18 protein-coding genes are annotated in these 20,826 nt (G+C 60.8%); 6 read left to right on the top strand and 12 right to left on the bottom strand.

Going from position 1 to position 20,826, the window contains the following annotated elements; all coding sequences use genetic code 11:
- Nucleotides 1-164 precede the first annotated feature (164 nt).
- The 6 genes from CK498_RS06795 to CK498_RS06770 form a co-directional block, all read right to left on the bottom strand.
- A complete protein-coding gene (locus CK498_RS06795) occupies nt 165-2,285 on the bottom strand; it encodes a TonB-dependent siderophore receptor (protein WP_095620078.1) in 2,121 nt (706 codons plus the stop codon).
- Between the two features lie 25 nt (nt 2,286-2,310).
- On the bottom strand, nt 2,311-3,447 hold the full coding sequence (locus tag CK498_RS06790) for an ABC transporter substrate-binding protein (RefSeq protein WP_095620077.1): 1,137 nt from the start codon (nt 3,445-3,447) through the stop codon (nt 2,311-2,313).
- A gap of 15 nt (nt 3,448-3,462) precedes the next feature.
- Nucleotides 3,463-4,254, bottom strand: coding sequence for an ABC transporter ATP-binding protein (locus CK498_RS06785; RefSeq protein WP_095620076.1), 792 nt, complete (start codon nt 4,252-4,254; stop codon nt 3,463-3,465).
- On the bottom strand, nt 4,251-5,309 hold the full coding sequence (locus tag CK498_RS06780; protein WP_095620075.1) for a FecCD family ABC transporter permease: 1,059 nt from the start codon (nt 5,307-5,309) through the stop codon (nt 4,251-4,253). Before CK498_RS06780 ends, CK498_RS06785 begins: the two co-directional genes overlap by 4 nt.
- 143 nt (nt 5,310-5,452) lie before the next feature.
- Nucleotides 5,453-6,760, bottom strand: a complete 1,308-nt coding sequence (locus tag CK498_RS06775) for an MFS transporter (protein WP_095620074.1) — start codon at nt 6,758-6,760, stop codon at nt 5,453-5,455.
- Nucleotides 6,757-7,323, bottom strand: a complete 567-nt coding sequence (locus CK498_RS06770; protein WP_095620073.1) for a TetR/AcrR family transcriptional regulator — start codon at nt 7,321-7,323, stop codon at nt 6,757-6,759. Before CK498_RS06770 ends, CK498_RS06775 begins: the two co-directional genes overlap by 4 nt.
- Nucleotides 7,324-7,521: 198 nt before the next feature.
- On the opposite strand from CK498_RS06770, the gene CK498_RS06765 reads away from it, so the two are divergent.
- On the top strand, nt 7,522-8,766 hold the full coding sequence (locus CK498_RS06765) for a hypothetical protein (RefSeq protein WP_095620072.1): 1,245 nt from the start codon (nt 7,522-7,524) through the stop codon (nt 8,764-8,766).
- Between the two features lie 74 nt (nt 8,767-8,840).
- Here CK498_RS06765 and CK498_RS06760 read toward each other — a convergent pair whose 3' ends face one another.
- The 3 genes from CK498_RS06760 to CK498_RS06750 form a co-directional block, all read right to left on the bottom strand.
- A complete protein-coding gene (locus tag CK498_RS06760; RefSeq protein WP_095620071.1) occupies nt 8,841-10,262 on the bottom strand; it encodes a coniferyl aldehyde dehydrogenase in 1,422 nt (473 codons plus the stop codon).
- Between the two features lie 113 nt (nt 10,263-10,375).
- Entirely contained in the window at nt 10,376-11,116 is a 741-nt protein-coding gene (locus CK498_RS06755) for a dienelactone hydrolase family protein (protein WP_095620070.1), read from the bottom strand.
- Between the two features lie 117 nt (nt 11,117-11,233).
- Nucleotides 11,234-11,875 (bottom strand): DsbA family oxidoreductase, encoded by a 642-nt coding sequence (locus CK498_RS06750; protein ID WP_095620069.1) that lies wholly within the window; start codon nt 11,873-11,875, stop codon nt 11,234-11,236.
- Between the two features lie 118 nt (nt 11,876-11,993).
- Here CK498_RS06750 and CK498_RS06745 point away from each other — a divergent pair, with 118 nt between their 5' ends.
- The 3 genes from CK498_RS06745 to CK498_RS06735 all read left to right on the top strand — a co-directional run bounded on the left by CK498_RS06745 (nt 11,994) and on the right by CK498_RS06735 (nt 14,306).
- Nucleotides 11,994-12,533 (top strand): superoxide dismutase family protein, encoded by a 540-nt coding sequence (locus CK498_RS06745; RefSeq protein WP_176475738.1) that lies wholly within the window; start codon nt 11,994-11,996, stop codon nt 12,531-12,533.
- Between the two features lie 135 nt (nt 12,534-12,668).
- Complete coding sequence (locus CK498_RS06740; RefSeq protein ID WP_095620068.1) at nt 12,669-13,229, top strand: flavin reductase family protein; 561 nt, start codon at nt 12,669-12,671, stop codon at nt 13,227-13,229.
- A gap of 234 nt (nt 13,230-13,463) precedes the next feature.
- The gene (locus tag CK498_RS06735; protein WP_095620067.1) at nt 13,464-14,306 is read left to right on the top strand and encodes an AraC family transcriptional regulator; all 843 of its coding nucleotides are present in this window, start codon (nt 13,464-13,466) and stop codon (nt 14,304-14,306) included.
- On the opposite strand, the gene CK498_RS06730 is transcribed toward CK498_RS06735, so the two are convergent.
- The 3 genes from CK498_RS06730 to CK498_RS06720 form a co-directional block, all read right to left on the bottom strand.
- Nucleotides 14,279-15,127, bottom strand: a complete 849-nt coding sequence (locus CK498_RS06730; RefSeq protein ID WP_095620066.1) for a DMT family transporter — start codon at nt 15,125-15,127, stop codon at nt 14,279-14,281. The two genes, CK498_RS06735 and CK498_RS06730, sit on opposite strands and share 28 nt — an antisense overlap.
- Before the next feature lie 425 nt (nt 15,128-15,552).
- Nucleotides 15,553-16,233: a 5'-methylthioadenosine/S-adenosylhomocysteine nucleosidase gene (locus tag CK498_RS06725; RefSeq protein ID WP_095620065.1), complete on the bottom strand. Its 681-nt coding sequence runs from the start codon at nt 16,231-16,233 to the stop codon at nt 15,553-15,555.
- A 26-nt stretch (nt 16,234-16,259) separates the two neighbouring features.
- Entirely contained in the window at nt 16,260-17,885 is a 1,626-nt protein-coding gene (locus CK498_RS06720; protein ID WP_095620064.1) for an ABC-F family ATP-binding cassette domain-containing protein, read from the bottom strand.
- A 344-nt stretch (nt 17,886-18,229) separates the two neighbouring features.
- On the opposite strand from CK498_RS06720, the gene CK498_RS06715 reads away from it, so the two are divergent.
- Entirely contained in the window at nt 18,230-20,233 is a 2,004-nt protein-coding gene (locus tag CK498_RS06715) for a cache domain-containing protein (RefSeq protein ID WP_141246922.1), read from the top strand.
- Between the two features lie 213 nt (nt 20,234-20,446).
- Nucleotides 20,447-20,788 (top strand): cupin domain-containing protein, encoded by a 342-nt coding sequence (locus CK498_RS06710; RefSeq protein WP_217987707.1) that lies wholly within the window; start codon nt 20,447-20,449, stop codon nt 20,786-20,788.
- Nucleotides 20,789-20,826: the final 38 nt, after the last annotated feature.

Here is a 20,826-nt window from a genome sequence, read left to right as displayed (position 1 = left end):
TACTCCTCATGGCGCGCCGTGTCGTCATGGTCGCGCTCGTTTAGCTACGAGCGCGTGTGGTTGCCGCTGGAGAAATCTCTTATCTAACTCCCCATAGAGCGATGACTTCGGGATAGGGTAAGCGGCAGTTGAGAACGCCAAGCTTATGGCCTCCTTTCCACCAACTAGAACCTGACCGATGCCTGCAGGCTGACCTCCAGAGGATCCCCCACGACCACCCGCGTGCTGCCACCGCTTGAAGGGTAGTACGTGGTATCGAACAGGTTTTTGGCGTTGAGCTGTAGGTGCAGGTTGTTGCCCAGCCAGGGGGTGTCCCAGCTGACAAAGGCATCGGCGACGGTGTAGGCGTCTAACTGGAAGCTGTTGTCTGCGTTACCTTCGCGCTCACCCACATAACGAACCCCGCCGCCCAGGCGCCAGTTGCCCAGCTCAGGCGCGGTGGTCAGGTCGTGCGCCAAGTAGAGACTGGCGGTATGGCGTGCGGCGTTAGTTAGCGCGTTGCCTTGGGTGCTTTCGGTATCTTTGAGCACTTCGGTATCGTTGTAGGCGTAAGCGCCTAGCAGTGAGAGCTGATCGGTCAACTGGCCGGAAACCGTTAGCTCCACACCCTGGGAGCCCGCTTCGCCTACCGTGCGGGTGACGCTGTTGTCGGAGACGGCGACATTCTCCTTACGGATATCAAACAGCGCAACGGCTAAGGAGAACTGGTCATTCCAGAGGTGTTTGACGCCGATTTCGCTGCCTTTGCTGTGCTCGGGATCCAGCGCTTTGCCGGTATCGCTGTCGGCCCCATTGGGCACAAAGGCTTCGCTGTAGCTGGCGTAAATCGATGTCTCCGGGCTCAGGCGGTGCAGCAGGCTGATGGATGGCAGGAAAATGTCATCGCTGATATCGGTTTCGGTAACGAAGTCCTTACCACGGCCTGCAAACTGATCATAGTGGGTGTAGCGGCCCCCCAGGCCGAGTATCCAGCGCTCGTTGAGATGCCAGCGGTCGTTGAGATAGAGCCCGGTGGTATTGGTCTCATCCATGCGGTTGCTGCGCGAGGTGTTAAGGCTGTCGCGATCCAGGTTCAGGCCGCCGTAGCTAATGTCGTATATATTCTGGTCGGTGACCGCCGTGCCGCGATACGCCTCCGCCAGAGAATTTCGCTGGCGTTCATGATCCACACCGATAGTAAGGTCGTGGCGCATACCTGCCAGGGTGGTAGTGCCGGTGGTGTCCCAGGCGGTGTACTGTACACGGCGGTCAATGCCGTGGTTGGCATCAGCCCGGCGGGTTAGTGCGCCGCTGGCATCGTTCACGCGCAGCACCCGCGGTTGGCCACCGCTGTACTGGCGGCGGTTCCAGCCGTAGGTCAAGCGTGTTGACCAGTCGTCGTTGATATCCTGCTCCCACCAAGCGGTGACCGCTTCGTCGTGGCCGAATGTCCGTGACCAGGGTTCGTCGAAACGGCGGTCGTTAGGCACCTTGGCGGGCTCGCCGTCGATAATCACCGTGCCACGATCCAGATCCAGGTCGTAGTCGCGATACTCATAAGAGATCTGGGCACGACTGTCGTTGCCTTCCCAGCGCAGCGAAGGGGCAACAATCGTGCGTCGGTCATTACCGAAAGTACGAAAGGAGTCCTCATCTTCATGGTGGACGATAAAGCGGAACGCCAGGCCGCTATCGGCAAGCGGGCCAGTGACATCAATACTTGCATTACCGCCACCCAAGGAGGTGTTTTCGGCGCTGATCTCGCGCCGCCACTGGTACTCAGGGCGTTTGGTCACCAGATTGATCACCCCACCCGGATCCTGCTGCCCTTGAAAGAGTGAGGCTGGCCCCTTGAGTACTTCGACATGATCCACTGTCGCCATGGAGAAGGTGCCGCGGGGTTGGCGAATGCCGTCGATTAGAATCGAACCATCGCTGTTGCTGCCGAAACCGCGTTTGATAAAGCCGTCTTCGGTGCCGCCCATCGTGTTGCCTTCGGTCACCCCCGCGACCATCGCCATCGCTTCAGTGAGGCTGTCTATATTATGATCGGCCATTACCTGGGCAGTGATGGTTTCCACCGTGCGGGCTTCTTCCAAAAACGACACCGGCTGTTTGCTGGCCAAACTAGAGCGCTGGGCCCGATAGCTCTGCGGGGCCACATCGGTTAGACGATCCGAGGTGACGATCATTGTTTCTGAAACCGTTTCTGAAGCGGTCTCGTTGGTTTGTTGCGCGTAGGCATAGGGCAGCGGATTCAGCAGTAGCAGCGGCGAGAACAGCGCAATGGTTCGGGAGCGGAGCATGGGGGGGTATAGATCCTTTTTGTCGTCAATGGGTTGAGGGAGGAAGCGAACCCCAGAAAGAGCCTTCGCGGCTTAGCGCTGGCGGGGTGGGCAGCAAAGCATCGAAGGTGGCGGCCGGGTCGAGATCATAGAAGCGTTCGGGGTAGAGCCATTGGGCAATGCGTTCCAGCGCGACAATGGCGAAGGGGCCTTGGTGAAAGCCGTGCCACAGGGCGTAGAGCTGCCCCTCCTTAACGGCGTTAAGATGCGTCCAGCCGGGCAGTGTTTGGCTGAGGAGACGTAAGTCCTGGTTAATGTCGCCGGCGCTAATACCCAGTCCGGCGCGTATGCCATCACCGGCTCTCCATTGCCCTGCGGTGTTGATGATGATGTCGGACGGGTGGCTCAGCACCCACTCGTTGCTTAGCGTTGCCGATGCGCCGGGGGGTAACGCAGCGGCAATATTATCGCCACCTGCCCGGGCCACTAGGTCGGCAAGCCCGTTGCTTAAACTGGTTCGGCAGCAGTCGATTTTTACCCCAGGGGCGACATTGATCAGGACGGTGGGGGCGTCGGTGGGCTGCTCTGCCAAACGCTGGTCAATACGTGCCAGATGCTGCTCGATAAGGGTGATCAGCTGATTGGCGCGTGGTGTGGCATCCAGGGCTTCACCCAGCAGGGCCAGGCTCTTGGGCGTGTTCTCCAGCGGATGACGGTTAAAGTTGATAAACAGATAGGCAATACCCAACTCATCCAGCAGCCGTGCCAACGGGGAGCCTTCTATGCTACCCACACGGGAGAGATCGAACAGCACCAGATCCGGAGCCAGATTCAGCAGCGCTTCGCTATTGAGCTGAGGTGTCGGCGCGCTGGAGAGGGTGGGTAGTTGGGCAAGTGCAGGCCACTGGTGAATAAAGCGCTGGGCCATCGTGGGATCAAAAACAGCCAGTGGATAAGCCCAGCCTGCTAAGCGCGGTGTCGGGTCATCCAGTAGCGTTGCCAAGGCATACAGCTGGCGCGGTTGAGTTAGAAACAGCCGAGTCGGTGGCGCTGAGAGGGTCACCTGGCGACCTGCTAAATCGGTGACTTGTTTGGGGAAACCCTCTGCAGGCTCACCGGCCAGGCATGCGGCAGCGCTTAACAAACTCATCCAGCACAGCAAATTAATAGCCAAGCGGCGCATGTCGGTATCCTGGGGTTAATGCGTAGAGAGAGCGCTGACGCGATCACTTAAGACTATTGGCCGACCCTGCGAGCAGTGTTCGACCCGTGACTCGACCCCATAGGCGGTGCGCAACACGTCAGGGGTAATCACATCGTGTGGGTCGCCTGCGGCCAGCAGTCCGCCGTTACCAAACAGCAGCACCTGATCGCAGAAACGCAGGGCCAGGTTGATATCGTGAATCGCCATCAGACAGACCGCCTGCCGCTCTGCTATTACGGCGTGCACGGTATCGATCAGCGCCAGCTGCCAACGCAAATCCAGCGCACTAGTGGGCTCGTCCAGCAGTAGCAGCGCGGGCCGGCGGGCAATCGCCTGGGCCAGGCCGATCATCTGGCGCTGGCCGCCGGAGAGTTCGCTCAACGGGCGCAGGGCGAGTGAACGAATGGCCAGGGCATCGAAAACGCGCTCGATTAATGTGTCTATTTCTGTACGGCTTAGGTCGGGGCGTACGGCACGGCAGGCGCTTAGCACTGCTTCGTAGGCCACTAACGTGGTGGCCTGAGGGAGCGTTTGCGGTAAATAGCCCACATGGCGCATGCGTGCCGCGCCACTGAGCGTCGCGAGGTCGATATCGTTGAGTTGCAGCCGTCCGCTGGCGGGTAGCAGCCCGGCGATGGCCTTGAGCAGGGTCGACTTCCCCACCGCATTGGGGCCGAGCACCGCGACCAGCGAACCGGGTGTCAGTGTGGGCAGGTTTAGCTGATCGAAGACGCGCTGTTTGCGATAGCCGGTGGTGAAATCGCTGAGCGTAAAGCCTGCACTCATCGTGCTCGCCCCTGTAGCATGATCAACGCCATAAAGAAGGGGATGCCCACCAGCGAGGTGACCAGCCCTACCGGCAACACCAACCCGTCGATCAGCGTTTTACTGGCGATAGAAGCAAGTGACAGCACCAGCGCCCCGGCCAGAGCGCTGCCCGGTAGGTAAAATCGGTGATCTTCACCCAGCGCCAGACGGGCCATATGCGGGCCAACCAGCCCAATAAAGCCAATGGTGCCCACAAACGCCACCGCGGCAGCGGCGAGCAGGCTGACTCTAAGCAGTGAGATAAGCCGCAAACGCTCAACCGCGATGCCGAAGCTGCGCGCGTGTTCATCCCCCGAGCGCAGGGCCGTCATCGCCCAAGCGTGGCGCAGCGAGAAGGGCAGGCAGGCGACGAACACCACCGCCACGATGGCCACGGTTTGCCAAGAGGCCCGCGACAGGCTGCCCATGGTCCAGAACACCAGCTGCTGCAGCGCATCGGGGCTGGCAACGAGTTGCAGCAGCGCGACCAGCGCGTTCAGTACGAACACCAGCGCAATACCAAACAGCACAATAATCTCGCGGCTGGCGCCGTAAAGGCGCGACAGTGCATTGATGGTCAAAATCGACGCCGCCGCAAACACAAATGCCATCAAGGCGGTGGCGTAGTGGGCGTTCAGACCAAACAAGGTGAGGTTAAAGACAATCACCAGCGAAGCGCCCAGGGTAGCCGCCGCGCCCACGCCCAGCGTGAAGGGACTGGCGAGCGGGTTGTTTAGTACCGTCTGCATCTCCGCCCCCGCGAGGCCCAGGCTGGCGCCTACCAGCACGGCCATCAGCGCTGCCGGCATACGGATCTCCCAGACGATGGCCTGGAGAATCGGCCCGTGGACCTGGGCATCCAGCAGCAGGGTGATCAAATCATGCAGCGGGATCTCCGCCGGGCCGCTGGCGATATCGGTCAGCAGCGAGAGCACCAAGGCGCCTGCCAACCCAGCGACGATCAGCAGTCGAGTGACGATGAAACGCCGATAGGTGGAGGCCAAGGGAGTAGCGGACGGCAAAGTCGAGAGCATCTAGCGGCGGTTCCAGAGGGCGGTGCTGCGAATTGTGAGCACAATAAATAATGAGAGTAAAAATCATTTGCCTTAATATTATGCTTTGGTCGCATGCCCGTCAACTGCATGCCAAGCCCTCCCAAGTGGCCGCCCCCTGGCCCCTAGAGTGTCTCGCCTTCTTCCACAGCCGGCTCCACCGGGTCGCCATTTTCATCCACCAGCTGTTGGTCATACGCCGCCTGCAGGCCGGTATCTTCCACCGCGGGTAGTTCCTCCTCTGCCGTTTCTGTCGTTTCCTCCGTCCAGTCTGCCCAGTAGTCGATATGACCCGGGTAGATCGGCGACAGCATCGATGCCAGGATGCCGACCATCGCGAAGAGGGCAAAGGCATCGGCATAGCCGAGCCTGTCGACCAGCGCCCCGATGACCGGAGAGCCAGCCGCCTGGCCGAGCGCCACCGCCATGAAGGGCAGCACCGGCCCCATCGAGAGCCGCCCCGGCAGCAGGCGGATGCCGGTCATCAGATACAGCCCGGTGAGGCTCATATAGGCCAGGCCGAAGACCAGCGCGGAGAAGATCGCCAACCCCAGCTGCCCCGGGCTCGCGGCGAGCAGCGCCAGGCTCGCGGCCAACATCATCAGCATCAGGGCTTGGGTAATCGGTGGATTATTGCGGTCGGCGAGATCGCTGATCATGGCTCCGCCGAGGCCGGCGACACCCACGGCGAACCAAAGCCAACCGGTGTGGCCAGGGGAGAGAGCGCCGAGGGTGACCGCCAGGTCCGGTGCAAACAGCCAGTAGGGCGCCGACACGAAACCCATGGCAAAGGCGAACAGTGTCAGGCGTATGAGGCGTGACCACTGCTGTCTGTTGATCGGCTCCGGCGGTGCGGCGTTGGCGGGCACGATCCGCGATACCGAGGGGATGAAGAACCACGCCGCTACGACCCCGATACCCGCCAGCACCGCGAACATGGCATAGGTGAAGCGCCAGGCATCGAAGAGGAACACCACGGTGGGTACCGCCACGATAATGCCGATGCTGGTGCCAGCGTTCATCACCGAACTGACGCGGCCGTGCATCGTGCGGCTCACCATGGCCTGCATGGCAGTGGTCAGCGCCGGCATCATCAAGCCGGTACAGATGCCGCAGATAAATACCCCGACGCCCAGCACAAACGCGTCTGGCGCCTGACTGATTAGCGCCAGACCGCCGGCACCGAAGCCGCTCGAGAGGACCGCCAGGTTGCGCGCCCCCATCCGGTTCGCGGCGAGCGGCGCGACCAGGGTGGCGAGCACGAAACTGATGAAGGGCAACGACCCAATGATGCCGATCCGGTGGGCCGTCAGCTCGAGCTCGTCGCTGATGGAGGGGACGAACAGGCCGAAAGCGAAGCGTGCGAGCCCGTAACTGATGGCGATGAGCCCGGCTCCAAACAGGGCAAACCCCATGTTCGACAGGGGCCTCATTGGTCATTGCTCCGGGCCGACGCCAGCAGGGTGTCGGCCATTGCGCGAGTGTCAGAAAGGGCCGTTTGCACGCCAAGCAGGGCCACCGCCATATTGCTGCCTTCCAGCATCATGAACAGATGCCGCGGCAGGCCGTTACGGTGAGCCAGGCCATCGTATGACACGGTGGCCTCGATCCTTGCCAGCAGGTCGCGCTTGGCAGCCGCCGCCAGGGCATGGATGCCGTCGCTGTGATTGGCGAACTCGCCCATTGCCTTGGCCTGGATGCAGCCATGCTGGCTGTAGCGTGCCAGCCAGTCGCCGTGCGCATCGACCAGTACCATGGTGGCTTGGCCTGGTGCGGCGCTGGCCGTTGCCGCATCGAGATGGGCAAGGAAGCGCTCATGGCGGGCCGCCAGCACCGCCATCACCAGCGCCTCCTTGGAGGCGAAGTGGTTGTAGAGCGTCATGCGCACTACGCCGGCCGCCGCCACGATGCGGTCGATGCCGGTGGCATGAAAGCCCTGTTCATAGAAGAGCTGCTCGGCGGTGGCGAGTAGCTGGTCGCGCTTGGAGGCTGGCATCGGCGGCTTTCCTATATAGACCGATCTATCTAAATTCGTGCCATCTAAGTACGCCACGCCCGGCGGTGTCAAGCGATGCGACAGGCAATACCGTTTACTTGAACGGGGAATCTCCCGCCGCCCAGCGCTAGGTTAATGGCAGATGCGCTGCCGAAGGGCAGGGCGCTGTCCGACCAACAAAAAATGGGAGTTTGCACGATGTCGCTTTCAGGCATTTCATCCATACGCAACCGGCGGGCAGCCAGCCTGATGGGGGCCGGCTTGCTGGTGGCCGCGACGGCGCCGGCAAGCGCCAGTGAGCTCGAGGAGCGAATGCCCCCGGGCATGCTGATCGAGATGGTGGACCCAACACTCTGTTCGCCGCCGCCAGAGGATATGTCCGATGCGGAAATCATCGCCATGCTCGACAGCGATGATCCGGACATGGCGCCGCTCATCGCCGGCGACTGGGAGCGAGAGGACGGAAGCTGGCGAGTCTACGGCCAGGGGTGGTTCAACGACAGCAGCAGTGGCCTGATCGTCGGCACGATGCTCATGCTGAGAAGCGACAGTGACGAGCTGCAGTACCTGTGCATGGTGCTGTCACCCCACACCGAGACGTCAATGCTGGAAGGCGAGGCCGCCGTGGTTGGCCCGGACGTCGAGACCATCGATGGCGACACCTTCATGGCGATGGGAATGCTGGGAGAGCGTCAGCAAGGGCTGGCCGAGGTACTTGCCGAGACTGGCAGCGTCCACATCGAACAGGCGACGGAGGATACCCTGGAATGGAACCTATCCTTCGATGGTCGCCTGGTGGGCATGGACGAGCAGCCGCTGGAGGATGCCGCGATATCCCTGACGCTCGAGGGCGAGCTGAGCAGGGACTCCTCGATGCGGGTCGTCGACTGGGGGCGTGACGACCTGGCGGATGCCTCCGCTCCCTCCGTCAGCGAGGAGGAAATCGCCGAGGTTGAGGCGCTGTTTCGTGATGACATTCGCCTGGAGGTCGAGCCGGTGCTTACGCCGGATAGCAGCGAGATTGTACAGCGCAGCGTCTATCGCTACGACTACGACACCTTTGCCTCACACTCCGACGACAGTGGCTGGCGCAGCACCCGTGAGCATTTCTTCTACCGGGACGGGGAGCAACTGGTGCCCTTCCAGCGGCCTTCCAGCGATACCGACTTGAGCCGCTTTTTCGGCGGGTTGCTCGACTCCGACTTCGTGCTCGACGAGGCTAACGCTGACGACTTCCGTGCGCTGTTGATCACGCTGACCGGCGAGGACTTCTTCGAAGAGGAGGACGTCCAGCTGGACAACATCGTCAACTTCCGCCCCGATGAGTGGATCTTCTTTACCGGCACCTTCTTCGACCACTACAAGGCCTTTGTGGTCTACACCGACGACGACGGCAGGCCGGAAAAAGTGCTCTACCGGCTCAAGCAGCAGGAGGTTTCCTGATCGTTGGATGAACCAATGCGCTGCTCACACGAGGTATCGCAATGACATCGGGGCAGCGCGGGTCTGCCTACTGTTCAGCGCAGCACGAAGCGCAGCAGTCGCTCGGCCATCCTGCCGAATGGCGGTCGCAGCAGCGTCGTGACGTTCCAGCGGCCCTGCACGTAGATTCCCTTGGCATGGCTCAGCCGGCGAAAACCTTCGATGCCGTGATAGGCGCCGATACCACTATTGCCGACGCCGCCAAACGGCAGGTCGTCCTGGGCGATGTGCAGCAGCGTGCCGTTGATGGTCACGTTGCCCGATGTCGTGCCGTCGAGCACCTGGCGCTGCGCCGCCTTGTCGTGTCCGAAGTAGTAGAGCGCCAGCGGCCGGGGGCGCGCAGCGACGAAATCGATGGCCTCCTCCAGCGTACGATAAGTGAACACCGTAAGGATCGGCCCGAAGATCTCCTCCTGGGCGATGGTCATGTCGTCGCTGACGTCGAGTACCAGCATTGGGCGCATCGCGCGTGGGTGGGCGCCTTGCCCCTCGCGACCGACCTCGCGCAGCGTCGCGCCCTTGGCACGGGCATCCTCCAATAGCCCATTCAGGCGCGCCAGGTGCCGGTCGTTGAACACCCAGGTGTAATCCTCGCTTGAGGTGCCGTCGGGGTAGGCGGCCACCACGGCGTCGTCGTAATGGGTGAGGAAGGCCTCAAGATCGTCCTCATGCACCAGGGCATAGTCAGGGGCGATGCAGGTCTGGCCGCCACTTACCAGCTTACCGAACACGATGCCGGCGCTGGCATGGTCGAGTGGGTGACCCGGCTCGACGATCACCGGCGACTTGCCGCCCAACTCGAGCGTTACCGGCACCAGGTGTTCGCTGGCCGCCTGCATGACCTTGCGGCCGACGGCGGTGCTGCCGGTGAAGATCAGATGATCGAACGGCAGGGCGGCGAAGGCGGCACCGACATCAGCATCGCCGTGCACCACCGCCACTTGTTCCGGCGGAAACAGCGCGCCAAGTATCTCCTCGAGCAGCGCGTTGATTGTCGGGGTGAATTCCGACGGCTTCAACAGCACCCGGTTGCCGGCCGCGAGCGCCGTCGCCAGCGGCATCACGGCGAGCACCAAGGGGTAGTTCCACGGCGCCATGACCCCGACGACACCCAGCGGCTGGTACTCCACGCGTGCCGAGCCGAACTGCATATGAACAGCCACGTGGCGCTTTTCCGGGCGCATCATGCGGCGCAGATGCTTGTGCAGGTAGTCGATCCCGCTGATGGTGCTGCCGAGCTCCATGATGCTGGTCTCGTGGCGTGAACGATGACCGAAATCGGCGCTGATGGCCTCCTCGAGCCGGGTGCGGTTGTCGATCAGCGCGGTGCGCAGCTTTGCAAGGTTGGCGCGCCGATCGGCAAGCGAAGGCGCACCGTCGCGGCGATAGGCCGCGCGCTGGACGGCGAGCAGCGCAGCCAGGTCGATGGCAGGCGAGGCGCTGGGGTCAGTGGTCACCGGATAGCTCCTGGGTTCTGATGACGAATGGTCAAGACTGGCTGCGTGTCGTCATCGAGTTTGATGAAGGTTGGTCTGGCCATACCGACCTCCTTAGTCAAAGGTAAGACCTGTTACAGCGTCTCCTCCAGAAGCATAGCGAGCCGCTTGTGGTGCAGGTCGTTGGCGGCTGCGTCAAAGGAGGGCGCGTCCTTGGCCGTGAAGCCGTGGGCGGCGCCCTTGTAGAGCTCGGTGGTGAAGTGCACGCCGGCGGCGGCCAGCGCCTCGTCCATGCGGGCAATCTGCTCGGGGGGCAGCAGCTCATCCTTGTCGGCGTGACCGAAATAGACGCGACCCTCGATGGTGCCAACCGCGTGGATTGGGCTATGGGGATCGTCGGCCTCCGCCAGCCGCGCCGAGTGAAAACCCGCAGCAGCGGCAACGCGCTCGGGGTGCTCGGCCGCCATGCGCAGCGCGAAGGCCCCGGTCATGCAGTAGCCGACCACGCCCAGCTTGCCGCCGGCGAACTCGGCTTGGGCATCAATGCACGCCAGCAGGGCGACGAAGTCACGGGATTGCGCCTCGGGCGTCAGATGGCCGGCATACTCGAGCAGCGTCGGCCGTATGTCCGGGTCACGGAACGACTTGCCCTGCGGCACGATGTGGCCGCTCGCATCGCGGTAGTAGACGTTGGGCATCAGCACGGCGTAGCCGTTGTCTGCGATGCGCTGGGCCTTCTCGTGGTAGCAGGGACGCAGGCCGCCGATATCGGTGAACAGCACCACTGCCGGAAGGGGGCCTTCGGCATTGCCGGGGGTGACGATATAAGCGTCGATGGTGCCGTCGGCAGCGGGGATTTCGATAACGCGAGACATAAAGGGACTCCGGTAGGTGGATGGTGGTCGAAGGTGGCCAGAGGCGAATGTACCAGGGACGCATCTACCCTGGGACAGGTTCGGTTGTTGGATGATTCGTCTCTTTTACCGTGGCCTTCAACGCCTGCCCGCCGCCTCGAGAATCGCCTGGCGCAGTGCCTCGGGCGGCTGGGCGCCCGATAGGCCGGTGGTGCCGTTAAATATAAAGGTGGGCACGCCGCTCACGCCCAGGCGCCGCGCCTCATCGAGGCCTGCCTTTACCTCTACCCGAGCCTGATCGCTGGCGAGAAAGGCGGGTATGTCGATATCCGCCAGTCCACCGTCTCGGGCGGCGTTGGCGAGTACCGTGCCGTCACCGATGTCCTCACCGTCGACGAAGTAGCATCGGAAGAGCGCGCCGACCACCGCCGATTGGACGCCATGTTCCCCGGCGAGCCAGATCAACCGGTGAGCGTCGAAGGTATTGGGCGTCCGCGTCATGCGCTGATGGTGAATCTCGATGCCGGCCTGTTCGGCGGCAGCCTCCACCTGGGCGTCGAGCGCCTGGGAGCGCTCCCAGGAGCCGAACTTGGCGGTGCGATAGTCACGCCGCGACAGGCCCTCGGCGGGCATGTCGGGGTTGAGCTCGAAGGGGTGCCAGGCCACCGATACGCTGATGTCCTCGGGCAGTTCCGCCAAGGCCAGGTCGAGGTGGCGTTTGCCGATGAAGCACCACGGGCAGATGGCATCGGAGATCACGGTGATGTCGACCTGGGGCATGGTAGTGGGGCCCTCGGCTAGGGTTCCCTCGCACCATACCATCCTCGGGTGTGATTCACGCCCCTAGCTACTATGCTGGGGGAGGCCAACAAAGGTCGTTCAGCTATATGGAGGCGTTATGAAAAAGGGACATGCAGTACTGATCGGTTTGACACTTGGGGCCTTCTCCCTGACGAGCATGGCCGAGGAGGGCAACGGCCCCACGGCCAGCGTCGAGTTCGTCGATAACCACGGCGAGGTGGTAGGCGAGGGTACGATCGATCAGGGCCCGGCCGGGGTGGTGCTCAACTTCAGCATCGATGGCCTGGATGAGGGCTGGAAGGCCATTCACATCCATGGCGTCGGCACCTGCGAGGATCACGAGGAGGGATTCCAGGCCTCGGGTGGCCACCTCAATCCCGATGACTCAGAGCACGGCTTCCTCAATCCAGACGGCCCGGATGCCGGCGACCTGCCCAACTTCTACGTCCACAGCGACGGCAGCGCGATGGTGGAGATGTTCAATGAACGGGCAAGCCTCGACGGTAGCGTCGGTGGCAACATGCTCGACGATGACGGCAGCGCGCTGGTCATCCACGAAAACCCCGATGACCACATGAGCCAGCCCATCGGCGGCGCCGGCGCCCGGGTCGCCTGCGGCGTCGTGCAGGGCGGCTGATCCCAGCACTCAGCGTGCCAACAATCCCTCGGCGAGCGCCTCGCCGAGGTGGCCAGCTTCTCATCGATGGCTTCGTCGATTCTATTGGCGTTGCCTGCTTTTAGTGCCAATACTTTGCCGACGGGATGTGCAGTCATGAGCGAACACGTCGATAAAGCTTCCATGCCGCTAGAGAGGGTGCGCCGCTACCTGGAGCCGGGGCCCATCGTGCTTGTCTCGTCGGCGTGGGAGGACCAACGCAATATCATGACCATGGGCTGGCACACGGTGATGGCGTTTGCGCCGTCGCTGGTGGGCTGCATTATCTCGTCCAGCAATCATAGCTACGAGATGATTCGCCGCAGCGGCGAGTGTGTCATCAACCTGCCGACGACGGCGCTGGCCGACCAGGTGGTGGACGTCGGCAACAGCAGTGGCGCCGAGGTCGACAAGTTCGAGCGCTGCGGGCTTACCGCACAGCCGGCGGAGAAGGTAAGCGCACCGCTGATCGACGAGTGTCATGCACACTTCGAATGCCGGTTGTTCGACGACAGCCTGGTGGAGCGCTATAACTTCTTCATCTGGGAAGTTATATCAGCCCGTGCGGCAGTGTTGCCCGAGTACCCGGAAACCCTTCACTACACCGGCGACGGCATCTTCATGGTGGCCGGCAAGATCATCGACCGGCGCGACCGGTTCCTTCCCCAGATGCTGTAGATTCCCCAGTATGTCGCCCTGACGCCATGCGGCCACCTGTATGAGTAAGATACCTGAGCTGCTGGGCCACCTCTGATCGGAGTGTGGTCAGCGCGTCAAGTAAGGGGCGCAAGCGAATTGGTGCTAATTGTCATTTCCATGCTGACCCCGCAATGTGCTGGCTTAATTTAGCGATACACTATATATTTTAATTCAGTAGGTGTCTGAAGTAAAAAATGCAATTGGAGACAAGAAATGTCGATTCTCAGACAATCGATACCTGCAGAGGCTAATATCATAAAAGACGACTCGTATATAACAGATGGTTATGTAGAAGGGTTCTCTTTACCAGTCTCTACGTTCAATATCTTATATGAGCAAGGAGCTACCGTTCCTACTCACCATCATGATAAAGCACAGCTCATTCGCTTTTTTGACGGCAACGCTATACTTGAAACAGATGAAAGGGCATGGGCTCTTTCTCCCAATAGCATATTTTGGCTTCCTCCATACGTTAATCATAAGATAATGTTGCAAAAAGCCAGTCTTGTTCAGGTTACCTATATTGATACTTGTTACCCATCTGACTATTGCCTCTCAGATGGCTTGACGGCACGGCTTGTTATATCTCAGCTCGTTGAAAGCTCATTGGATATTATTAGATGTGCGGGCAATGATTATAAGAGTATAGATTCTTTTCAAAGGTTGTCGCATGTTGTGGTTGATGAAATACTCGGGGAGTTTTCACGTTGCAATAGTTCAGAAAAAAGCAGGAGCAAAATGCTCACTTATGCCTATGATATAGTGGTGGAGAACTTAGAGAAACGGCAAACACTGGATAGTATAGCGTCCCGGTTAAATGTTAGCGCCAAGACACTGTCAAGAGCGATAAAAAAAGAAACTGGCTTTACATTTAAAGATTGGCACAGAAACATACTGATGGAGTTCGGGAAGATAAAGCTACAGAATGGTGTTCAAGTCACACTAACGGCGAGTCAGCTGGGCTATAAAAATGCAAGTCAGTTTATCTCTGCCTTTAAAGGAGTGATAGGTATGACTCCCAAGAAGTATCAGCAACGCTTCCTTTCTTCAGAGTAACGGCTCTCTAGAATTACGGCTGACATGACTCCAACTGCTCCGGTCACTGTAGCAAGGCCTATCGGCTCGGGGTAAAACATGGCCACCAGAAGCGGCGCCATAGGTACATCTGCAATACTCACAAGGCAAGCTGTTGAAGATTTTATATGACGGGCTCCTTCGATGAAAAAAATCAGTGCCAGTGCTTGAGTTAATCCAAAAAACACTATGGTGCTTAAATCTTGTGTCTCGACATTGAAAAGTGCCCCACTCAATATTCCAATGGCTAATAGCTGAACACCGGATATTCCGGTGGAAAATACCAGTGATACATGGTGATTATAGCGACAAAAGACGGCTGTAGCCGCCATTAACAATGTCATGGACAGCGCGAGAATGATTCCGTAATGAGAACTTCCGCCAGCTCCCCAGCCGACAGAAATGATAATGGATGATAATGCCAAAAATAAACTGGGCCATATGGATTTGTTTACATGTTCTTTTACTATAATAAAAGCGATTAAGGCAGCCAGCAATGGTGAGAAAGCGTGGATTATTGACACCACTGCCACTGTGGCGTTGTTCAGGGCGCCAATGTATGTCAGTGTGGCTAAAGTCAACATTACAGATAATGTAAAGTTGCCAGGGCGCCTTGTCAGTACTTGAATTTCTCTTGAGCTTCTAAAGATAGTCAATATTACTAAAATGCTCACCATGCCGCGCCAGCTGACTAATGTTAATGTGTCAAGTTGTAATAACCTTGTGAACAGCCCTGCGGAACTCCACAGTAATGTCGCTAGGAAAACCAGCGTAACCCCTTTTCCTTGGCTGCTCTCAATCATTTAATCGGCCTTGATGAACTTCAGGATATGTTACATTTTTGTACCGCATGATAAATGCCATTTTTCAGACATTAAATGTCGTTAAATGGACCCTGGGTCGAAATGTAATGGCCTGGAACCCCTTCCGGGCGTCTCGAGAGTCGTATGGCGCCGTTCCTAGAGGGGCTAAAGGTGGGTATGCCGATATATGCTAGCCTGCTGTCTCGGGGAGCGTTGTGTCAGCGTCGAGCCACGCCAATCTTGTGGATGGAAGAGTTCAGCCCTGAGATGACCAAAGAAGCCTTCACGAGCTGCGTTATCCGGAGTGCAGTCTTTGCGAGGCATCGACCGAATCAATCCTGCATCCTTGATACGCGATAGTCATTGTGGCCGACGATAGTGGGCCGCTCACAGAGTGGGCAATGGGGCGTGCCCGATGGCGGCATTCAGCGTGCCAACAACCCCTCGGCGAGCGCTTCGCCGAGGCGGTCGACGGCCAAGGCCAGCTTCTCGTCGATGACGTGGAGGTACTCCGTCCAGTCATCGACGTGGTGCAGTTCGGCCTTGCCGTCTGAAATGCCGCGCAGCACCACCAGCGGCACCTCGAAGCGCATGCAGGCGCGCAGGCAGGCGTAGCTCTCCATATCCACCATCTCGGCCGCAATCTCGTCGTAGGCCGCGCCCGAGACGATATTGGCGCCGGTGGAGAGCGTGGCCTCATGAATGCCGGGAATGCGCAGCGGCAGAGGGAGCGTTGCCGGCAGGTCGAGAAAGGGTGTGATGCCTTTGGCGAAACCCAGCGGCGTGGCGTCCATATCGCGGTAGGAGACGCTGGTCGCTTGATAGACCTCGGTCTGCTCCAGTCCCTGGCTGCCCGCCGAACCCAGCGACACCACCAGCTCCGGCAGGCGCCCGCGATGGGCGAGGTCGGCCAACGCAGCGCTGAGCTCGACCGCCGCTTCCACCGGGCCCACGCCGGTCATGAACGGGGTAAAACGCTGCCTGAGATGCGGGCCGTACTCGGCCTCGGCCGCCATCACGAAGAGCACGCTGCGGCCGCCCAGTTGCGTCAGCTTGGGCGCGCCGGGGGCATCGGCGCGGGAGTCGGAGGGTGAGTCATGGTGCATCGTTGTTGCCTTCCTTGCCATGGGCGTCAATCGGATGACTGGAGTGGCTCCAACCTCCAGCCTTGCTCATCAGCAAGCAAGCGATCCGTTAGTCCGAGGTTATCCAGAAAGGCGTCGTCATGCGATACCACGATCAGTGCGCCCTGATAGCTGCGCAGCATGGCTTCCAGGGCCTCTGCCGAGGGCAAGTCCAGGTGGTTGTTGGGCTCATCGAGCAAGAGCAGCTGCGGTGGCCTGTCGGCGTAGAGCAGGCAAGCGAGGGCTGCCTTCAACCGTTCACCCCCGCTCAGTGACCCACTGGGCGTCGCGATCTTCTGCGCATCGAGCCCCAGTTGCGCCAAGCGCATGCGCAGGTCCGCCTCGGTCGCCGTGCGATTGGCCGAGCGTAACTGCTCGAGCACCGTCTTTGCCGGATCCAGGTTCTCCAGCTGCTGATCCAGATAGGCGTGCTCGGGCGTCACCTTGCAAACACCGGCCAGGGGCGTAACCCTACCTGCCATCATGCGCAACAAGGTGGATTTTCCACAGCCGTTGGGGCCGACGATAGCGATGCGCTGCTGCCCACTCACGATCAGGCTGATAGCGCGGGTGGCTTGTGCGACGTAAGGCAGCTCCACGCCGTCCAGTTCGGCGACGCGACGCTTGGCTGCCTGTGCGACGGGGAGGTCATGCAGGGCGATGGGTGCCTCTTTTTCGACCTGCTGCGCGGCATCTTTCACGTCTTGGTTGAGCTGGTCCAAACGTGCCGACTGATGCCGGCGCAGTGCTCCCGAAGATGCTTCACTGCGCTCTTTCTGCCCATCCAGTAGCGATTTGGCTTGATTGGCCTCCTTGCCGTGCCGTTTACCGCGTGCCTGGCGCCGCTCCTGACGTTCCAGCTGCTTGCGCATCGCCCGTGCCTGGCGCTGGCGCTCGAGCTTGCGCTCAGCCAGCGTTTCCAGGGCGTTGTGTCGCTCGTGTGCCTTGGCCGCGGCATAGAACGAGTAGTTGCCCCCATAGCTGTGCAGTCCCAGAGAGGAGAGCTCCACGATGCGCTGCATGGATTCCAGCAACTGCCGGTCGTGGCTGACTACAATCAGCCCACGCGGCCAGCGTCGCAGCTGTTCGATCAGCGCCTGTCGGTTCGGCCGGTCGAGATGGTTGCTCGGTTCATCGAGGATCAGGAAGTCCGCCCCCGAAAGCATGGCGCCAATCAGCGAAACCCGCATCGCCTCACCGCCGCTAAGAGCACTTGCGGGCGTATCGGCGTCAAGGTGGCTCAGGCCATTGCGCTCAAGCTCCAGGCACAGCCGCGGCTGGATGTCCCAGTCATCGCCTACGGCATCGAAGTCCTCCGCTGCCGTGCTGCCTGACTCGATGCGCGCCAGCGCATCCAGCGTGTGCTGTATCCCCGCCAGCTCTGCCACCGTTGCATCATCGGGATGCACCACTTGCTGAGCGAGGTAATGCACGCTGCCGGAACGCTGACAGTGCCCGGTGGTGGGCTGAAGCAATCCAGCAAGGATGCGTGCCAGCAAGGTCTTGCCCACGCCATTGCGTCCAACGAGCCCCGTCGGGCACAGGTTGAACTGCTCGTGGAGGCCGGAGAAAAGCGCTCTACCGTCTGGCAGAACGAGGGACACGTCCTGAAGTACGAGATGGGGTTTCGTCATGCGCTATTCCTGCGATGCCTAGTCCTCCCCCTGCGATAGGGGCCGGTGGAGACTGGCCGTCATAACGACGGCGGCATCAATGGCGCATTGGACGAACACCTCATGATGAAGGGCGAAGGCAGGAGTGTAGCGCACCCCTCAGCTGTTAGAAAACCCGGCTCTCGATCACAGGGCCCGCGACATACTGTCGAGGCTCGCGGGAAGCGCTTAGCGGCCTGAGTGGGCAGCGTTGAAACGGTGGCGCTCAAGTTGTAGCGGCCTCAGCCGATAAATAAATGACTGAACAGCAGCCGATAGCTTGAGACGTTACCCCCTCTTCTCCCTGCCTGACAGGACACGTCATCATGTTGCTTTCCTCTTTTGGAACGTCTTGCTCAACCGATGATGTGCCGCCTCAGGTGAAAGCCTGCGGCGAGCAACTGCAACATCTCGATGGCTGGCTGGCCACGGTTACTCTGATCGGCAAGGTCTCCAGTCCCGATAGAGCCAGCTCCCTGTTCGATAGCGTCAATACCACGCGTGACCGCTTTCGCTCGCTGCGCGAGAAACTCGTGTCCGCGCTGGTGGAAGCCCACGCCGGAGAACTCGAGATGACGCTCGGTTCACTGGCGCAGGTGGCGGTGGATATCCTGATTCGCAACCTCTTCGAACGCACCGCCGACGTCGGTTTTCTCGCCACCGACCCCACATTGAGAGCCTTCTTCGCAGGCGGCGAGTCGACACCGAGCGACATGGCCCTGGCCGAACGCCTCGAAGAGTACGTTGCCAAGTATTCGGTCTACGACAATATCCTGCTGCTCTCGCCCGAGGGGGACCCGCGTTGGGCGCTGCATGCCTGCCCGGGAGCGCAGAAAGACGCCGCGCTGATGGCTGATATCACTCGCAGCAGGGCCGAGTATCTGGAGGTCTGTCGCCCTTCGCCGCTGTTGCCGACCCGGCCCGAGTCACACCTGTTCTTGGCACCGCTACTGGCCGATGACCAGCCTGGCAGCCGCCCCCTTGGCCTGCTGTGCCTGAGCTTCGACCTGCAGGATGAAATGGCACGGTTGTTCGCCCAGCTGTGCGATGCCCGGCATCATCTTGCGCTGCTGTCGCCGGATGGCCATGTCGTGGCCTCCAGCCTGGCAGCCCTGCCGGCCGGGATGGCACTGGGCAAACAGGGGCATGAACGAGTCGAGGCCATCACCCTTCAGGGACGGCGCTACCTTTGTCGTGCGGTGGGGGGCCACCCCTATCAGGGCTATGCCGGGCTGGGGTGGCGCTGCATGGCGTTGCTAGAACAGAAGGAGGCCTTTGCCCGGGGCGACGCCGGCGTGACGACGCTCATGGCCATCGGGGGCGAGGTGCCAGCACGCCATCGTCAGGGCATATTAGCGGAGATCTGCGACGAGGCGGCGGACGTGGCGCAACGGCTCAGTCTAACGGTGCTCAATGGGCGAATCACCTCCGCGCAATGCCGGCTGGCCGAATTGACCCCGGTGCTGCAACAGGTCCGCGAGATCGGCTACCAGACGCGCCAGGTATTCGACGAGTCCATCGCCTCGCTGCAGAACGCCATGACCCAGGTCACTCTGGCGGACGCCGCGATGCGCTCGATCAGCATGATCGACATCATGGATCGCAACCTCTACGAGCGGGCCAATGACGTACGCTGGTGGGCGCTGGATCACCGCATCCAGCACGGGTTGGAAGTGGGCGGTGCGCAAGCCAACCAGCACATCACCCCGGTGCTGCAGTACATTAACCGGCTCTACACCGTATATACCAACCTGCTGGTGTTCGATACGGAGGGCGTGATTCAGGCGGTGTCCTCGCCCGAATCGAGCGCACTGGTGGGGACCCGCCTGCCTGACCAACTGCCGCTGCAGGCCTGCCTGGCCCTCGGCTCGAGCCAGGCCTATACGGTATCGGCCTTCGCGGCCACGCCGCTCTACGATGGCCAGGCCACCTACATCTACATGGCCAATATCACCTCCGCCGACGGTGGTCGGGTACTGGGTGGCATGGCAACGGTGTTCGACGCTGAGCCGGAGCTGCGCAAGATCGTTACCGATAACCTACCCATGACGGCCGAGGGCGTCGCGAGCGCATTCGGCCTGCTGGTGCAGTCGGACTCGACCATCATCGCGTCAAGCGAGGTGTGCTGGACGGCAGGGGAGCGGTTGGATGCCTACCTCCCGGTGTCATTGGCGGGCCTGGCGCCGGGGCAGCGCCGCATCCAATGGCTCGAGCATGGTGGCCAAACCTACCTGGTCGGCCTGGCCGTCTCCGCCGGCTATCGGGAGTACAAGGTCTCCGATGGCTATCGCAATGACGTCATAGCGCTTGCCTGCCTGCCCGTGGCGTGAGGGGCGCTACGGAAGACGCTCTCGCCGGCATCGAGCGCATTCTGGCCAAGACCCGCTTCTGGCAGCGACCCGCCATCTTTCCGACTTGCTGGCCAAGGGCTGCCTGGAGAAACTGCCGGGGGGAGGGCGAAGCACTCGCTACCAAGTGGTGGAGGCTGGCCCGCCCCTACCCGGTGACAGGATAGGGGCCTTTAAACCTACTGGGGAGAGACCATGATGGAGCGCCTGATCCCATCGGCTGCATTGAAGACGCTGCAGGAAAATAGCGGAGTGCCCTTCGCCGAGGTATTCCGGCACGGCTCGCTGCAGGTCGAGGTCTACAAGCCGGAAGGCGTTGATCGTCAATTGCCGCATACCCGAGACGAGGTGTACGTCGTCATCTCCGGCTCGGGCCATTTCGTCAACGGCGACACCCGGCGGCCCTTCGAGGCCGGAGAGGTGCTGTTCGTGCCGGCGGGTGTCGATCACCGCTTCGAAGACTTCACCGATGACTTCGCCACCTGGGTGTTCTTCTACGGACCGGAAGGTGGCGAAGCCGCGTCGGATACTCCCTGACCCTGCAGCCCCTAGCATCAGCGCGCCAACAGCCTCTC

This window comes from Halomonas salipaludis (assembly GCF_002286975.1).
Taxonomy (GTDB): Bacteria; Pseudomonadota; Gammaproteobacteria; order Pseudomonadales; family Halomonadaceae; genus Franzmannia; species Franzmannia salipaludis.
Note: the sequence above shows the minus strand (reverse complement) of the source record. Positions and strands in the feature narration are given on the sequence as shown.

What these genes read in the sequence shown, in the direction of transcription:
- CK498_RS06745 (WP_176475738.1), top strand. Translation starts at nt 11,994, where the DNA reads ATGAAAAAGGGACATGCAGTACTGATCGGTTTGACACTTGGGGCCTTC.
- CK498_RS06740 (WP_095620068.1), top strand. Translation starts at nt 12,669, where the DNA reads ATGAGCGAACACGTCGATAAAGCTTCCATGCCGCTAGAGAGGGTGCGC.
- CK498_RS06770 (WP_095620073.1), bottom strand. Translation starts at nt 7,323, where the DNA reads ATGCCAGCCTCCAAGCGCGACCAGCTACTCGCCACCGCCGAGCAGCTC.
- CK498_RS06795 (WP_095620078.1), bottom strand. Translation starts at nt 2,285, where the DNA reads ATGCTCCGCTCCCGAACCATTGCGCTGTTCTCGCCGCTGCTACTGCTG.
- CK498_RS06725 (WP_095620065.1), bottom strand. Translation starts at nt 16,233, where the DNA reads ATGCACCATGACTCACCCTCCGACTCCCGCGCCGATGCCCCCGGCGCG.
- CK498_RS06780 (WP_095620075.1), bottom strand. Translation starts at nt 5,309, where the DNA reads ATGCTCTCGACTTTGCCGTCCGCTACTCCCTTGGCCTCCACCTATCGG.
- CK498_RS06755 (WP_095620070.1), bottom strand. Translation starts at nt 11,116, where the DNA reads ATGTCTCGCGTTATCGAAATCCCCGCTGCCGACGGCACCATCGACGCT.
- CK498_RS06710 (WP_217987707.1), top strand. Translation starts at nt 20,447, where the DNA reads ATGATGGAGCGCCTGATCCCATCGGCTGCATTGAAGACGCTGCAGGAA.
- CK498_RS06750 (WP_095620069.1), bottom strand. Translation starts at nt 11,875, where the DNA reads ATGCCCCAGGTCGACATCACCGTGATCTCCGATGCCATCTGCCCGTGG.
- CK498_RS06715 (WP_141246922.1), top strand. Translation starts at nt 18,230, where the DNA reads ATGTTGCTTTCCTCTTTTGGAACGTCTTGCTCAACCGATGATGTGCCG.
- CK498_RS06790 (WP_095620077.1), bottom strand. Translation starts at nt 3,447, where the DNA reads ATGCGCCGCTTGGCTATTAATTTGCTGTGCTGGATGAGTTTGTTAAGC.
- CK498_RS06775 (WP_095620074.1), bottom strand. Translation starts at nt 6,760, where the DNA reads ATGAGGCCCCTGTCGAACATGGGGTTTGCCCTGTTTGGAGCCGGGCTC.
- CK498_RS06765 (WP_095620072.1), top strand. Translation starts at nt 7,522, where the DNA reads ATGTCGCTTTCAGGCATTTCATCCATACGCAACCGGCGGGCAGCCAGC.
- CK498_RS06730 (WP_095620066.1), bottom strand. Translation starts at nt 15,127, where the DNA reads ATGATTGAGAGCAGCCAAGGAAAAGGGGTTACGCTGGTTTTCCTAGCG.
- CK498_RS06735 (WP_095620067.1), top strand. Translation starts at nt 13,464, where the DNA reads ATGTCGATTCTCAGACAATCGATACCTGCAGAGGCTAATATCATAAAA.
- CK498_RS06785 (WP_095620076.1), bottom strand. Translation starts at nt 4,254, where the DNA reads ATGAGTGCAGGCTTTACGCTCAGCGATTTCACCACCGGCTATCGCAAA.
- CK498_RS06720 (WP_095620064.1), bottom strand. Translation starts at nt 17,885, where the DNA reads ATGACGAAACCCCATCTCGTACTTCAGGACGTGTCCCTCGTTCTGCCA.